13 protein-coding genes are annotated in these 14,661 nt (G+C 50.4%); 4 read left to right on the top strand and 9 right to left on the bottom strand.

What is annotated here, in order from left to right; translation table 11 throughout:
- Nucleotides 1-16 precede the first annotated feature (16 nt).
- From fucA to IB196_RS04415, 6 genes are all read right to left on the bottom strand, one after another.
- Nucleotides 17-664: an L-fuculose-phosphate aldolase gene (gene fucA, locus IB196_RS04440; protein WP_005130946.1), complete on the bottom strand. Its 648-nt coding sequence runs from the start codon at nucleotides 662-664 to the stop codon at nucleotides 17-19.
- 142 nt (nucleotides 665-806) lie between these two features.
- Nucleotides 807-1,805, bottom strand: a complete 999-nt coding sequence (locus IB196_RS04435) for a LacI family DNA-binding transcriptional regulator (protein ID WP_005130949.1) — start codon at nucleotides 1,803-1,805, stop codon at nucleotides 807-809.
- A gap of 66 nt (nucleotides 1,806-1,871) precedes the next feature.
- Nucleotides 1,872-3,452 (bottom strand): FGGY-family carbohydrate kinase, encoded by a 1,581-nt coding sequence (locus IB196_RS04430; RefSeq protein WP_005130951.1) that lies wholly within the window; start codon nucleotides 3,450-3,452, stop codon nucleotides 1,872-1,874.
- Between the two features lie 53 nt (nucleotides 3,453-3,505).
- Nucleotides 3,506-4,456 (bottom strand): ABC transporter substrate-binding protein, encoded by a 951-nt coding sequence (locus tag IB196_RS04425; RefSeq protein WP_005130953.1) that lies wholly within the window; start codon nucleotides 4,454-4,456, stop codon nucleotides 3,506-3,508.
- Between the two features lie 73 nt (nucleotides 4,457-4,529).
- Complete coding sequence (locus IB196_RS04420) at nucleotides 4,530-5,513, bottom strand: ABC transporter permease (RefSeq protein WP_003034055.1); 984 nt, start codon at nucleotides 5,511-5,513, stop codon at nucleotides 4,530-4,532.
- A gap of 3 nt (nucleotides 5,514-5,516) precedes the next feature.
- A complete protein-coding gene (locus IB196_RS04415) occupies nucleotides 5,517-7,016 on the bottom strand; it encodes a sugar ABC transporter ATP-binding protein (protein ID WP_040232191.1) in 1,500 nt (499 codons plus the stop codon).
- Nucleotides 7,017-7,480: 464 nt separating this feature from the next.
- Here IB196_RS04415 and fucI point away from each other — a divergent pair, with 464 nt between their 5' ends.
- The 4 genes from fucI to fucR all read left to right on the top strand — a co-directional run bounded on the left by fucI (nucleotide 7,481) and on the right by fucR (nucleotide 11,989).
- Nucleotides 7,481-9,256, top strand: a complete 1,776-nt coding sequence (gene fucI, locus IB196_RS04410; protein ID WP_040232190.1) for an L-fucose isomerase — start codon at nucleotides 7,481-7,483, stop codon at nucleotides 9,254-9,256.
- Between the two features lie 104 nt (nucleotides 9,257-9,360).
- On the top strand, nucleotides 9,361-10,779 hold the full coding sequence (gene fucK, locus IB196_RS04405) for an L-fuculokinase (RefSeq protein WP_188232169.1): 1,419 nt from the start codon (nucleotides 9,361-9,363) through the stop codon (nucleotides 10,777-10,779).
- 1 nt (nucleotide 10,780) lies between these two features.
- A complete protein-coding gene (gene fucU / locus IB196_RS04400; protein WP_005130966.1) occupies nucleotides 10,781-11,203 on the top strand; it encodes an L-fucose mutarotase in 423 nt (140 codons plus the stop codon).
- A 57-nt stretch (nucleotides 11,204-11,260) separates the two neighbouring features.
- Nucleotides 11,261-11,989 (top strand): L-fucose operon activator, encoded by a 729-nt coding sequence (gene fucR / locus IB196_RS04395; protein ID WP_188232168.1) that lies wholly within the window; start codon nucleotides 11,261-11,263, stop codon nucleotides 11,987-11,989.
- A gap of 31 nt (nucleotides 11,990-12,020) precedes the next feature.
- On the opposite strand, the gene rlmM is transcribed toward fucR, so the two are convergent.
- Genes rlmM through gcvA form a run of 3 tightly spaced genes read right to left on the bottom strand, consistent with a single transcriptional unit; the run spans nucleotide 12,021 to nucleotide 14,445 of the window.
- Nucleotides 12,021-13,121 (bottom strand): 23S rRNA (cytidine(2498)-2'-O)-methyltransferase RlmM, encoded by a 1,101-nt coding sequence (gene rlmM, locus IB196_RS04390; protein WP_048213093.1) that lies wholly within the window; start codon nucleotides 13,119-13,121, stop codon nucleotides 12,021-12,023.
- On the bottom strand, nucleotides 13,114-13,509 hold the full coding sequence (locus IB196_RS04385) for a DUF423 domain-containing protein (protein ID WP_005130969.1): 396 nt from the start codon (nucleotides 13,507-13,509) through the stop codon (nucleotides 13,114-13,116). The genes rlmM and IB196_RS04385 overlap by 8 nt, the downstream gene beginning before the upstream one ends.
- Before the next feature lie 18 nt (nucleotides 13,510-13,527).
- On the bottom strand, nucleotides 13,528-14,445 hold the full coding sequence (gene gcvA, locus IB196_RS04380) for a glycine cleavage system transcriptional regulator GcvA (RefSeq protein WP_005130970.1): 918 nt from the start codon (nucleotides 14,443-14,445) through the stop codon (nucleotides 13,528-13,530).
- Between the last annotated feature and the right edge of the window lie 216 nt (nucleotides 14,446-14,661).

Below are 14,661 nucleotides of genomic sequence, written 5' to 3'. Positions count from 1 at the left end.
TTTTCGCTATGCGAAATTACTCTTCAATTCGTAATCCGTAAGATTTGAATTTCTCCAGCACAATGGCGATCTCTTCGTCATCCAGCACTGGCACCGGGTCGACAATCGCCAGGGTGCTCAGATAAAGGCGGGCCAGGACTTCTACTTCATGCGCCAGCCATAGTGCTTTTTCCAGATTCGCTTCACAGGCAATCAACCCGTGGTGCTGCAACAACGTTGCCTTACGGCTTTTCAACGCGACGCTCACATGCTCTGACAGCTCTCGTGTACCAAACGTCGCATACGGCGCACACGGGATAGAGTTCCCCCCAGCCGCGGCAATCATGTAATGGATTGCCGGAATAGGACGGTTCAGAATCGACACGGCGGTGCAATGAATCGCATGGTTATGAACGACTGCATTGGCATCCGGGCGCGTCTGATAAGCCGCCAGGTGAAAACGCCATTCACTGGAAGGTAATTGTCCTTTATCATATTTGCCGTCGTTATCTACGAACACGATCATGTTTTCAGTGAGTCTTTCGTAAGGGATACCGCTGGGTGTGATCAGCATTCCATTTTCATAGCGCGCACTTACATTTCCTGCAGTCCCCTGATTCAACCCAAGCCGGGTCATTTCAAGGCAGGTTTCGATGATTTCACGTGATAAACGCATTCTTTCCATAATGATTCTCCGGGTACAGTTGCCCCTCGTCTTTATTGCGAAAAAATGCAGCCGCAGAGTAAGACGGGTCAGGTTTCAAGTATGAGCAGCCACTGAACATATTTATTCAGATTCAGTTGGCCGATTTAGTTAGTGCGACGAATTATTGTTGTCTTACACGCTTAATTAGTTTCATCTCAACTTTTACAGTTTCTTTAATTGGCTGGTCATCAATAGCACTCATCATCATAGCGAAGGCTTTTTCCGCCCAGACATTTTCATCCTGCTGCATTGACCAGACATTATTCGCGAGGAATCCCAGCATGGGATGTTCATCAAATGTCCCGATATTAATATCCGGTGGGATCACACCAAAACGATTGCGAATAGCAACAACGGCACCTTCCAGCACAGGTAATGATGAGGCAATAAACGCCTGCGGACAGCCCTGTTCGTTGATCAATTTATCCATCAACCGATAACCACCCTCCGGCGTATTATCCGGACCTTCACGCACCCAGTCACGATGAGAAATCCCATTATTGTTCAATGCGTTAAGATAACCTTTTAAACGATCGCCAATACTGGGCAATCCGGTATCCCCGACTAAAAACCAGATCGGAGATTTGCCTGCATCAAACAAACTTTGCGTCAGCTTTTCACCGCCTAAAATGTTATGACTTTCAACCAGCGCGTTATCGGTATACTTAAAATCCCTGTCGAGTAGCACCATCGGTTTTCTGACCTGACGCAAATGGTGTTGCTGATTCTCTAATGTTGAGGGAACAATAAAAAGACCGTCAACATTACGAGCTATTAACGCTTTCGTTAATTTGTTTTCATAATCAACATCATCGTAGGTACAACTAATCGTTAATTGATATCCAGAACGACGGCAACGTTGTTCAAGTTTCTCGGCCAGTGTGGCAAAAAAGACGTTAGATATATTGGGTACAATCAGCCCCAACGTATCTGTTTTATTCAGTTTCAGGCTGCGGGCTGAATGGTTTATGACATAACCATACCGTTCAACGTATTCATTAATACGCGTTTGGGTTTTGACACTGATACGATATTGCTCAGCCTTCCCGTTCAGCACCAGTCGCACGGTCGTCACCGATAAATTCAGATCGCTGGCTATCTGTTCTACTGTTTTAGCCATTTATATGTCCCAGTTCACATCCAAAAACGTCAATTCTCAATCATAAAAGTATTTTAAACTTTTGTCTTACTGCATAACCTGGTTAAGCGCTTGCTGTTGATCCCACATCATCAGATATACCTGGTATTTACGGTCATAGAAGTCCTGTCGTGCCGGATTCGCTTTAATCACCCCGCCTGGACGAACCATCGCCCGGCAGGCGGAGGGAACATCTGCCCACACCCCGCAGGCTACCGCACCGGTGATAGCCGCACCTAACGTCACCGCATCTTCTTCCTGGATAAGATGAATATCGCATCCGGTGGCGTCTGCATACTCTCGCAACCACAGTGGATTATGTGTTGCACCACCGCACAGCGTCAGTCGAGAAATGGTATGACCGTTGTCGCGCATCACTTCCATAATGTGTCGGGTACCGCAGGCAATCGCCTGTAATGTCGCCAGATACAGACGAGCAATCTGCTTCTCGCCTCGTTCAAGCGTCAAACCACAAACGCTGCCCCGGGCATCGGGTCGCGCACGCGGGGAACGGTTACCATGATGATCGGCCAGGACATGCAGATAACGACCAGGCTCTGACTCCTGCGCTTCCAATGCAGCCACCCATTCATTAACTAACGCTATCGGATGGCAACCCCGCGCCTCAGCCTGGTGATACAACTCAGCGCTGGCACCCGACTCCTGAAGCGTCCAGTCAACCAGCGCCCCAGCCGCGCTTTGCCCCCCTTCCGTCAGCCAGTAGCCAGGCAGCATGGCAGACCAGTACGGCCCCCATACACCCGGTGTATGAATCTCCTGCTCGCTGCACAACATATGGCAATTTGATGTTCCGCTGATCAACGCCAATGTTCCCGCAGGCTCGACACCGGCAAGCGCCACACCACCCGCATGCGCATCAATCATGCCACTGGCAACTACCACCGCTGTCGTCAGTCCCAGCGCCTGTGCCGCATCGGGGCTGAGCGTCCCAACGGCCGCGCCTGGGGGCAGGATCCGCGACGGAATTTTGTTCAGTAAATCAGTTAATTCAACCGCATCCAGCAGGGAGTGGCTAAAGCGTTGCTCATGTGCCAGATAGTTCCATTTACAGGTTAAAGTACACAGACCAGCAACATCACGAGCGGTGGCTTTCCAGACCAAAAAATCCGCCAGGTCGTAGAAGCGGTGTGCACTCTGCCAGGTCGCGGGGAAATGGTTTTTTAGCCACAACACTTTGGGTAGTTCCATTTCGACACTGACTTCACCACCGACATAACGCAACGCCGGATCCTGCGTAGCGTTGATACGCAGTGTCTCCTGCACCGCACGATGATCCATCCACATGATGATGTTGTGGTCTGACGGTTCACCAGGTGAAACCGCCAGACCCTGCCCCTGTTCATCCAGAGCCACTAACGAACAGGTGGCATCAAACCCCAACGAGCGGATCTCCTCAACGCCAACCCCGGCTGACGACACAGCCTCCTTCACGGCATGGCAAACCTGCTGCCAGATTTCGGCAGATGACTGCTCTACCCGCTCGGGTCCTGGTCGAAACTGCGAGATAGGGAATGTCGCAAAAGCCAGCCGTTTGCCACTGGCATCAAAAACACCAGCCCTGACACTGGCAGAACCGACATCCACTCCGAGGAAATATCCACTGCTCATAGTAGCTCCCTGACGCTGGCTAATAATGGGGCGAATGTACCGTCCCCGCGGTCTTATTTTTTACCGAATGGGTGCAACAGCTTGTCGATTTCCGGTGTATCAATGTTCTGCGCACTGACAAACTTCACCGGAATATCAATTTCTTTCGGCACAGACTGACCCGATACCGCTGCATTCAGCGTCTTGATGCCCTGATAGCCAATCTGATAAGCGTCCTGCACGACAAAGCCCTGAATAACCCCAGACTTCAGGAAGGCAATGATTGCCTCAGTGCTATCAAAACCAATCACCTTCACTTTGCCTTTCAGGTTCTGACTATCAATAGCGTTTGCTACGCCCAGCGTTGAACCTTCATTAGTGCCATAAATCCCCGCAATATCGGGGTTGGCCTGGATCATATCGATGGTTTTATCCATCGCTTTTTGCGGATCGCCATCACTGTACTGAACCGGCAATACTTTGATATCCGGATATTTTTCCTTCATGCGGGCAATAAACCCTTCCGAACGCTCAATCGCTGAGGAGGTCCCCGCCACGTGCGCAATAATGCCGACTTTCCCTTTGCTACCCACTTGTGCAGCGAGAGCATCTGCCGCTTCAGCCCCTGCTTTACGGTTATTCGTTGCCACAAAGCTGACAGGAATGTCAGAATTTACGCCTGAGTCAAACGTCACCACCTTGATGCCGCGTGAATTCGCTGTTTCCACTAATGGCGCAAGCGCATTGGCGTCCAATGCCGCCAACAGCAATCCATTAGGTTTTTGCGCCATTGCGTTTTCAACCAACTGAATCTGCTCGGCAATCTGAGTTTCATCGGCAGGCCCAACATAGCTGGTCTTATCGCCCAACTCTTTCGCTGCCGCTTCGGTACCCATTTTTACGGTCTGCCAGAATTCATGCTGGAAGCCTTTACTGACCACAGGAAGGTTCATATCTTTAGCCAGTGCGCTGGATGTCATGCAGGCCAGCAGGGATAACGCATAGACAAAATTCCTGGTTCTCATTGTTTTACTCCGTTCTGAGTGAGTCACCCTAAACGTCAGGGTTATGTTGTCCCGTGACTTCCGGGTGCGTAAATCAACGAATTTTTTTGCGTAAAGTATCGAGATAAACCGCGGCGATAACGACTACGCCCATGGCCACCATTTGCCAGAACTGCGAGACGCCCATCAGGTTCAGACCATTTTTCAACACGCTCATAATGAATGCGCCGATAATGGTGCCGCCAATAGTGCCAATCCCCCCCATCAGGCTGGTACCGCCAATGACCACCGCTGCAATGGCTTCCAGTTCATAGCCCACGCCGACGGTTGGCTGGCCCGAGTTCAAACGAGAGGCCAGAATGACCCCGGCAATCCCGGTCAGCAGACCACAAAATGCGTAGACGAAAATTTTCACGCGCTGGACTTTAATCCCGGAAAGATGCGCAGCAACCTCATTACTGCCCACGGCATAGACATAGCGACCAATCACCGTTTTCTTGAGGATATAGGCGGCGATCAGTGCGACAACCACGAGGTAGAAAACGGGGTAAGGCAGCACATCGAACAAGCGTCCCTGTGCCAGCATCTTGAAGGTGGGATAATCAGCAAAGTAAATTGCCCGGCCGTCAGTCATTACCATATTGATGCCTCTGACGGACATCATCAGACCCAGGGTGGCAATAAAGGGCGGAATAGTCATTTTAGTGACCAGCAAGCCATTGATATAGCCGCATAATCCACCCGCCAGCACACCCGCCAAAATACATACGGGCAGAGGTAATCCCAGCGTGGCGCTGATACCTACCGCAACACCAGAAAAGGCCACTACCGAGCCAAGAGAAAGGTCGATTCCTGAAGTGATAATGACGAAGGTAACGCCAATCGCCATGATGCCAATCACCGAGGTTTGCAGGGCAATTGTCATAATGTTTTCAGTGTTAAAGAAGAAAGGTGATCCAAAACTAAAAAATATCACCAGAATAATCAGACTCAAAAGCGGCGCCAGGCGCATTAAAAGCTCTTTGTTAATTTTTATTTTCTTATTATTGCTGTCTGAAGAGGTTACAGAGATAGTCATAAATTAGTCCTCTAACGTCGCATATTGCATGATTTTTTCTTGTGTGGCGTCATCAGAAGCTAACTCTCCGGTAATACGCCCATTACGCATAACTAAAATGCGATCGCACATACCCAGCACTTCCGGTAATTCAGAGGAAATCATGATGATTGATTTCCCTTTTGCCACCAGTCGATTCATTAATTCATAAATTTCAAGTTTGGCTCCCACATCAATACCGCGGGTAGGTTCATCAAAGATGAGAATGTCGGTGTCTTTGCATACCCATCTGGCAATAATAATTTTTTGCTGATTACCGCCACTTAAATTCAACGCAGCCTGTTCAAGATGCGGCGTCTTAATACGCAGTGCTTTCACCTGCTCTTCGCTGGTTTGCTGACAGCGTTTACTATCCACGTTGCCATATCGGTTGGAATATTCGGGGTAATTTCCTAGCATAATATTGCGTTCAACGGACAACCCTAATGCCAGCCCCTCTTTTTTTCTGTCCTCGGTTAAGTAGCTAATACCCTGCTGGATGGCATCAGGAATATCCTTGATTACCGTCTCTTTACCGTTCAACTTGATGGTTCCGCTGTCGATGGGATCGGCACCAAAGATAGCCCGTGCCAGCTCTGTTCTCCCGGCCCCCATCAGCCCGGCAAAACCTAAGATTTCCCCCTGATGCAAGGTAAAATCGATATTGTTCAGTACGCCTTTGCGCGTCAGGCCACTGACTTCCAGCACTGGTTTACGCTGGAGTTGCGGCTCCCGGCGGGGATAGATATTGCCAAGGTCACGCCCAACCATCATGGCAATCAGGTCGCTGATTTTGACCGAGTCATAATCCACTGTGGCAATAAACTGTCCATCCCGCATGACGGTAGCGCGGTCGGCGATCAGCGCCAACTCCTCCAGTCGGTGCGAGATATAAACGATGCCCGTTCCCTGTTCTTTTAGTAAACGTGTAACCCGGAATAAACTGTCAATTTCGGTTTCCGTCAACGCCGCCGTTGGCTCATCCATAATAAGAATCTTGGCATTCACCGATATCGCTTTCGCAATCTCAACCATTTGTTGCTGAGCAACAGTAAGATCGGCAACCAGCGTGTCTGGGGAGATATTCAGGTTTAATTTTTGCAAAATATCGATAGCAGCCTGCCGCTGTTGTTTCTCATCCAGACGCCAGCGATTATTTTTGCAAAACTCCCTGCCAATAAATATATTGTCTTCGACCGTCAGTTCAGGAAAAAGGTTAAACTCCTGATGAATAATGGTGATACCTACGCTTTGTGCGCTCAATGGGTTTGCAAACGAAACGGGTTGGCCCTCAAAAATAATATCCCCTTCATCAGGTTGATATACACCGGATAAAATTTTCATCAGGGTAGACTTTCCCGCGCCATTCTCCCCCAACAGCGCATGAACCTCACCTTTGCGTAAAGTAAAATCCACATTACTCAACGCTAATACGCCGGGAAAGCGTTTCGTAATATGACTCATCTGTAAAAATGTTTCAGACATTGCTGCTTTCCTCAATATACAGAAACTGTAATCAGTGAATCAGGCGAAAAACAGCGTTGCCAGGAAGCCATCGTCACCGTTAATGCGAATGTGCCTACAAGATCATATGCGTTTTATCAACAATGCTAACTCGAGTTAGCGATTGCCTTTTAAAGCTATTTTAGCTGCCAAAAATAGCCAAATCATTTGGTTTAAAATTGTGACACTGGACAGACAATTTATTTTATCTTATTAATTTAAAAAGAATTTAATTAAAAAGCCTGTATTTGTTTATTTGACGTAGATCGAATTTTAACCACTTCTCGTGAGGCTTCTCACAGTTCCATAACAAAAAAGTTGTGCAAAAAACTCTCTAGTACCTAAGCTAACTCGAGTTAGCAAAAATGGGTAATTCAGCCAACTGCGACAGTGGTGTCCGACATCCGCTTTTGCAGCACGGCATAAAGTGAGATGAGGAACCTCGAATGAAAAAAAATAGTTTACCGAAAATCGGTATTCGTCCGGTGATTGATGGGCGTCGTATGGGTGTACGCGAGTCGCTCGAAGAACAAACCATGAACATGGCAAAAGCCACTGCCGCACTGATTTCCGAGAAACTTCGTCATGCCTGCGGGGCACAGATCGAGTGCGTTATCGCAGACACCTGTATTGCCGGATTGGCTGAATCTGCCGCCTGTGAAGAAAAATTCAGTAGCCTGAACGTCGGTGTGACAATTACCGTCACGCCGTGTTGGTGCTACGGCAGCGAAACTATCGACATGGATCCGATGCGCCCGAAAGCCATCTGGGGTTTCAACGGGACGGAGCGTCCAGGTGCCGTGTATCTGGCTGCCGCACTGGCTGCACATAATCAAAAAGGGCTTCCCGCCTTCTCTATTTACGGTCATGACGTGCAGGATGCAGGTGATACCACTATCCCTGCCGATGTTGAAGAAAAACTGCTGCGTTTCACTCGGGCAGGTTTAGCCGTTGCCAGCATGAAAGGTAAAAGCTATCTGTCCATCGGCGGCGTTTCAATGGGAATTGCAGGCTCTATTGTCGACCATAACTTCTTTGAATCCTGGCTGGGAATGAAGGTTCAACCTGTTGATATGACCGAATTGCGTCGTCGCATTGACCAGAAGATCTATGACGAAGCGGAGCTGGAAATTGCCCTGGCGTGGGCGGATAAACATTTCCGTTATGGCGAGGATCAGAACGCGCAACAGTATAAGCGAAATGAAGAACAGAGCCGTGCAGTGCTGAAAGAGAGCCTGCTGATGGCCATGTGCATCCGCGACATGATGCAGGGTAACCAGAAACTGGCAGAGAAAGGCCGGGTTGAAGAGTCGATGGGGTACAACGCGATTGCCGCCGGTTTCCAGGGCCAGCGCCACTGGACGGATCAATATCCGAATGGCGACACCGCCGAAGCGTTGCTGAATAGCTCATTTGACTGGAATGGCGTGCGCGAACCGTATGTCGTCGCCACCGAGAACGACAGCCTGAACGGCGTGGCGATGCTGTTCGGTCATCAACTTACCGGCACGGCGCAGGTCTTTGCTGATGTACGGACCTACTGGTCACCGGAAGCAGTAGAACGCGTCACAGGTAAACCGCTGACCGGTCTTGCGGAGCACGGCATTATTCACCTGATTAACTCCGGCTCTGCGGCACTGGATGGTTCCTGCAAACAGCGCGACGGCGAAGGGAACCCCACCATGAAGCCGCACTGGGAAATCTCGCAGAAAGAAGCGGATGATTGCCTGGCGGCAACCGAATGGTGTCCCGCAATTCACGAATACTTCCGCGGGGGCGGCTACTCTTCCCGTTTTCTTACCGAAGGTGGCGTACCGTTCACCATGACCCGCATCAATATCATCAAAGGCCTGGGCCCAGTGCTACAAATTGCGGAAGGCTGGAGTGTGGAATTACCGAAAGAGGTACATGCTCAGCTTGATGCTCGCACCAACTCTACCTGGCCAACAACCTGGTTTGCCCCGCGTTTAACCGGCAAAGGTCCGTTCAGCGATGTCTATTCCGTAATGGCTAACTGGGGTGCCAACCACGGTGTGCTGACGATTGGTCACGTCGGCGCGGACTTTATCACCCTTGCTGCCATGCTACGTATCCCGGTGTGTATGCACAACGTGGAAGAAGAGAAGATCTATCGCCCTTCCGCATGGGCTGCCCACGGTATGGACAGCGAGGGCCAGGATTATCGCGCCTGCCAAAACTACGGCCCGCTGTATAAACGTTAATGCGACTCTGCCCGGTGGCGCAAGCTTACCGGGCCTACGGGTGCACAACGTGTAGGCCGGATAAGGCGTTTACGCCGCCATCCGGCAACGTCTCGGGAGAGATTATGAAGAATGAAGTCATCCTGGTTCTCGACTGTGGCGCGACTAACGTGCGGGCAATCGCCGTTGACCGCCAGGGAAAGATTGTCGCCCGCGCAGCGACCCCGAACGCCAGTGACATCGCCATAGAGAACGCTGGCTGGCATCAGTGGTCCCTCGACGCCATTGTGCAACGCTTTGCCGATTGCTGCCAACGACTCACAACGGAACTGACCGCCTGTAACATTCGAGGGATAACGGTCACCACATTTGGCGTTGATGGCGCGCTGGTTGATGCGTATGGCAAACTGCTTTATCCGGTTATCAGTTGGAAATGTCCACGTACTGCCGCCGTCATGGCTTCTATCAGCCAACGGATATCACCTCGGCAATTGCAGGATATATCCGGCGTCGGCGCGTTCAGCTTCAATACGCTGTACAAGCTGGTATGGCTTAAAGAGAATCACCCGCAATTGCTGGAACAGGCACACGCCTGGCTATTTATTTCATCACTGCTCAACCATCGCCTCACCGGTGAGTTCACCACAGATATCACCATGGCCGGTACCAGTCAGATGCTGGATATTCATCAGCGAGATTTCAGTGTTGATATTTTGCAGGCAACCGGGATACCACGCCGACTGTTTCCACGTTTAGTTGAAGCGGGAGAGCAGATCGGAACGTTGAAAAATGACGCGGCAAAGCAACTTGGGCTCACAGCGGGCATTCCGGTTATCTCTGCCGGCCACGACACGCAGTTTGCGCTCTTTGGCGCAGGCGCGCAGCCAGATGAACCCGTGCTCTCTTCCGGTACATGGGAAATACTGATGGTACGCAGCGCACAGGTCAATACTGCCTTACTCAGCGACTATGTGGGTTCTACCTGTGAACTGGACAGCCAGCCGGGTCTCTATAACCCCGGTATGCAGTGGCTGGCATCCGGCGTGCTTGAGTGGGTACGCAAGTTGCTGTGGACACCCGACACCCCCTGGCAAACGCTCATTGATGAAGCACAAGCCATCCCGGCGGGCGCTGAAGGGATAATCATGCACTGCGATCTGCTCGCCAGCCCACGTGCCGGCTGGCAGGGTGTCACACTCAACAGTACCCGTGGACACTTCTACCGCGCGGCGCTGGAAGGATTGACAGCCCAGCTGCAGCACAATCTACACACACTAGAAACCATCGGTCATTTCAACGCGACAGAGCTACTTCTGGTTGGAGGAGGAAGTCGTAATGCACTGTGGAATCAGATAAAAGCGAACGTTCTGGGTATTCCCATCAAAGTGCTGGATGATGCCGAAACGACGGTTGCCGGTGCAGCGATGTTTGCCTGGTCCGGTATTGGCGAATTTGCCTCTCCCGAGCAGGCTCGTGCGCAGGTGGACTATCAATATCGTTACTTCTATCCACAAACAGAACCCGTATTCACAGGAGTCGAGTGACATGCTCAAAACGATTTCCCCCTTAATTTCCCCAGATCTGTTAAAGGTGCTGGCTGAAATGGGTCACGGTGATGAGATTATCTTTTCCGACGCCCACTTTCCGGCCCACAGTATGGGCCCGCAGGTTATCCGGGCCGATGGTCTGCAGGTCAGCGACCTGTTGCGGGCGATTATTCCGCTGTTTGAACTGGACAGTTACGCCCCACCACTGGTGATGATGGCCGCCGTCGAAGGAGACTCGCTCGACCTCGACGTAGAAGCGCGATATCGGCAAGCACTGTCATTACAAACACCTTGCCCGGACATCACGCGCATTGACCGTTATGCATTTTATGAACGCGCACAAAAAGTATTCGCAATCGTTATTACAGGGGAGCGGGCAAAGTACGGAAATATCCTGTTAAAAAAAGGGGTAACGCCATAATCTCTTACCTGAATGCCCGGCAGGTACGGGCATTCTCGCATGATGGGGTGAGAAAACATGAAAGCAGCACGCCTGCAAGCGATCCTGAGTCTGTTGAACAACCATAAAAGTCTGACGACGGAAACCTTATCCTCACAGCTCAATGTCAGTAAAGAAACTATCCGTCGCGATCTTACGCAACTGCAGGCACAGGGTAAGGTACTGCGTCATCACGGGCGCGCCAAAGTGATACATCGGGTAAACCAGGACTGCGGCGAGCCGTTTCATATCAGACTGAAAAGCCATTATTCCCACAAAGCAAATATCGCCAGAGACGCGTTAACGTGGATAGAGGAAGGTATGGTGATCGCCCTGGATGCCAGTTCTACTTGCTGGTTCCTGGCTCGCCTGTTGCCAGACATTAACATTCACGTATTTACGAATAGCCAACCGATTTGCCTCGAATTGGGAAAACGTGAAAATATTCAGTTGATCAGTTCCGGTGGTCGACTTGAGCGTAAATACGGTTGCTACGTTAATCCATCGCTCATCTCACAGCTAAAGTCGCTTGATATCGACCTGTTTATCTTTTCCTGCGAGGGGATCGACCGCGACGGTACACTCTGGGATTCAAATGCTACCAATGCCGATTTTAAATCTATCCTGCTTAAGCGTGCGGCGCAGTCATTATTATTGATTGATAAGAGTAAATTTAATCGCTCGGGTGAGGCGCAGATTGGGCATCTGGAAAATGTAACGCATATTATTTCAGATACAGAAATGATTGAAGCAACCCACGCCGGATGAGGCGTTCACGCCACCATCCGGCATATAAGTATTATCGTTCGTCGCGACGACCACCGACGGCAGCCCACAGACGACGCACGTGCACGGTGACTTCTTCACGGTCGTGATAAAGCTGACGCGCCTGAATCTGCGCATTCACGCCATGCTCATCGAGCTGTGCCTGAATATAAGCCAGGTTTTGCGACACTTCCTCGTAGCGCTTTTTCATCGGCAGCTTAAGGTTAAAAATCGTCTCGCGGCACCAGCCGTTCACCAGCCATTGCGCCATCAGCGCAGCAACTTTGGCCGGTTTCTCCACCATATCGCAGACCATCCACGAGATGTTGTTACGATTCGGGCGATACTTAAATCCATCTTCCCGCAGCCAGGTAACCTGCCCGGTATCCATCAGGCTTTGCGCCATCGGACCATTATCCACCGAGTACACCCACATATTGCGTTTAACCAGTTGGTAGGTCCAGCCGCCAGGACATGCTCCTAAATCAACGGCATACATTCCATTGGCCAGACGCTCATCCCACTCATCGGCAGGAATAAACACATGCAGCGCCTCTTCCAGCTTCAGCGTTGAACGGCTCGGCGCATCAGCCGGGAATTTCAGTCGCGGAATCCCCATATAGAACGGCGAGTTATTATCAGGCCAGGAGTAGCCGGTGTAGCAACAGCCAGGTGCAATAAAGAAGACGTGCACTACCGGACGTTTTGGCGTTTCATGTTTTGCCAGCACACCCGCTTCACGCAGCGCGGCGCGCAGCGGTACGGTAAACTTGCGGCAAAATTTAACCAGTTCTTTGCTTTCATTGGTGTCGGCGACTTCGACACGCAAATCACCGCCTTTCTCCACCACTCCCTGCAGCATACCGACGATCGGTGTGATGCGGTCTTCCGGCGGCAAATATTGCAGTAGCTCGCCGACAACAAACATTTGGCGAGCAAAAATCAGCGAGCTGAACGGCAACTCTTTAACTAGCTTTTCCGCATCTTCCTGCTGATAGCATTCAAAGATGACATAACCCGCATTTTCTTTGACGCGGGCGAAACCAAAGATTTCGCGACGCCCTGCTTTATCCGTAATTTCTGCGGCGCACTCTTTTTCAAAACCCGGGCGACACAACAATACAACCTTATTCATGGCTTACGCCCTTACGTTTCAATCGAATAGCGCCCACTAACATCAGTGCCCAGCCTACAAGGAAGCTAAAACCACCGACAGGGGTAACAAACGCCCACAGGCGTAAATGAGAAAGCGCGAGGCAATACAGACTGCCGCTAAACAGCACGGTCCCTAATGCCAGAAACACGCTACTCCAGTAAAACCAAATACTAATACGTCGCTGCATGGCGACGGCCAGACCAAAAATAGCCAGCGTATGAAATGCCTGATACTCAAGGCCAGTCTGAATCCACCCCATTTCAACAACGCCGAGGGTTTTACTCAGAACATGTGCCCCAAAGGCTCCCAGAGCTACAAAGATAAAGCCACTGATGGCGGCAAAAATCAGCATAAAACGGCTGGTCATGTTAATACCCTACGTAAATTATTGTTCATAACGAAAGCGGAATTTTTCTTGTTCCGTGGCCGCTTTCGCCAGTATCCACTGACGGAAGGCGGCTATTTTACCCAGTTCTGCCTGACTGTCATGACAAACCAGATAAAATGCGTTTTTGCTGACCAGAACATCATTAAATGGGCAAACCAGACGTCCGGCTTCAATTTCGGACTGCGCCATAACGTTATTGGCCAACGCAACGCCCTGTCCATGGATAGCAGCCTGTAGCACCATGGCGCTATGGCTGAAGATAGGTCCCTGCTGTACGTTAATATGATTCAGCCCGAGCTGGCGTGTATAAGCTTGCCAGTCACGCCGTGACGCATCGTGCAATAATGTATGTTTTGCCAGATCCTCAGGCGTCTTCAGCGGTTTATCGCCGGTAAGTAATAGCGGCGAGCAAACCGGCAATAAATATTCTGCGTACAATTTTTCAACGCGCAGACCCGGCCAGTTGCCGCGCCCGTAGAAAATCGCCACATCAACATCATCAGCCAGTTTGTCTTCCTGACGGTCAACCGCCTGGATCCTGACATCGATTCCCGGATAAGCTGAGTTAAAGCTAGAGAGTCTGGGCACCAGCCATTGAATCGCAAAACTGGGCAATAAACTGACGGTAAGCGCGCCTTTTGCACTGCGTGCCTGAAGTTTACGCGTCGCATCGGTTAATTGCGAAAAAATCTCTTTGATGTCGAGGAAATAGCTTTGACCTTCTTCCGTCAACAACAGCGATCGATTGCGCCGACGAAACAGCTTCAGCCCCAAAAAATCCTCAAGTGACTTGATTTGGTGACTTACTGCGGCCTGCGTCACAAAAAGTTCTTCTGCTGCGCGCGTAAAGCTTAAATGGCGCGCGGCAGCATCAAAAACACGTAACGCATTTAAGGGTGGTAATCGTTTTGACATGACTTTTAGGCTTTGATGTTAAATGAATTTAACAATTACCTAACAGGCTGTAACCTATTAGTTTTTTTAATCTGAGCCATTATAAATTGTCCGTTGAGGTTCTACCAGCAAATACCTATAGTGGCGGCACTTCCTGAAGCCGGAACGAAAAGTTTTATCGGAATGCGTGTTCTGGTGGGCTTTTGGCTTACGGTTGTGATGTTGTGTTGTTGTGTT

The sequence above is a fragment of the Citrobacter sp. C6_1 genome (assembly GCF_014596835.2).
Classification (GTDB): Bacteria; Pseudomonadota; Gammaproteobacteria; order Enterobacterales; family Enterobacteriaceae; genus Citrobacter; species Citrobacter pasteurii.
This window is presented reverse-complemented; position numbering and strand designations above follow the sequence as displayed.

Excerpts from the sequence above, each read along its gene's own strand:
- fucA (WP_005130946.1), bottom strand. The coding sequence starts at position 664 with ATGGAAAGAATGCGTTTATCACGTGAAATCATCGAAACCTGCCTTGAA.
- IB196_RS04435 (WP_005130949.1), bottom strand. The coding sequence starts at position 1,805 with ATGGCTAAAACAGTAGAACAGATAGCCAGCGATCTGAATTTATCGGTG.
- IB196_RS04430 (WP_005130951.1), bottom strand. The coding sequence starts at position 3,452 with ATGAGCAGTGGATATTTCCTCGGAGTGGATGTCGGTTCTGCCAGTGTC.
- IB196_RS04425 (WP_005130953.1), bottom strand. The coding sequence starts at position 4,456 with ATGAGAACCAGGAATTTTGTCTATGCGTTATCCCTGCTGGCCTGCATG.
- IB196_RS04420 (WP_003034055.1), bottom strand. The coding sequence starts at position 5,513 with ATGACTATCTCTGTAACCTCTTCAGACAGCAATAATAAGAAAATAAAA.
- IB196_RS04415 (WP_040232191.1), bottom strand. The coding sequence starts at position 7,016 with ATGTCTGAAACATTTTTACAGATGAGTCATATTACGAAACGCTTTCCC.
- fucI (WP_040232190.1), top strand. The coding sequence starts at position 7,481 with ATGAAAAAAAATAGTTTACCGAAAATCGGTATTCGTCCGGTGATTGAT.
- fucK (WP_188232169.1), top strand. The coding sequence starts at position 9,361 with ATGAAGAATGAAGTCATCCTGGTTCTCGACTGTGGCGCGACTAACGTG.
- fucU (WP_005130966.1), top strand. The coding sequence starts at position 10,781 with ATGCTCAAAACGATTTCCCCCTTAATTTCCCCAGATCTGTTAAAGGTG.
- fucR (WP_188232168.1), top strand. The coding sequence starts at position 11,261 with ATGAAAGCAGCACGCCTGCAAGCGATCCTGAGTCTGTTGAACAACCAT.
- rlmM (WP_048213093.1), bottom strand. The coding sequence starts at position 13,121 with ATGAATAAGGTTGTATTGTTGTGTCGCCCGGGTTTTGAAAAAGAGTGC.
- IB196_RS04385 (WP_005130969.1), bottom strand. The coding sequence starts at position 13,509 with ATGACCAGCCGTTTTATGCTGATTTTTGCCGCCATCAGTGGCTTTATC.
- gcvA (WP_005130970.1), bottom strand. The coding sequence starts at position 14,445 with ATGTCAAAACGATTACCACCCTTAAATGCGTTACGTGTTTTTGATGCT.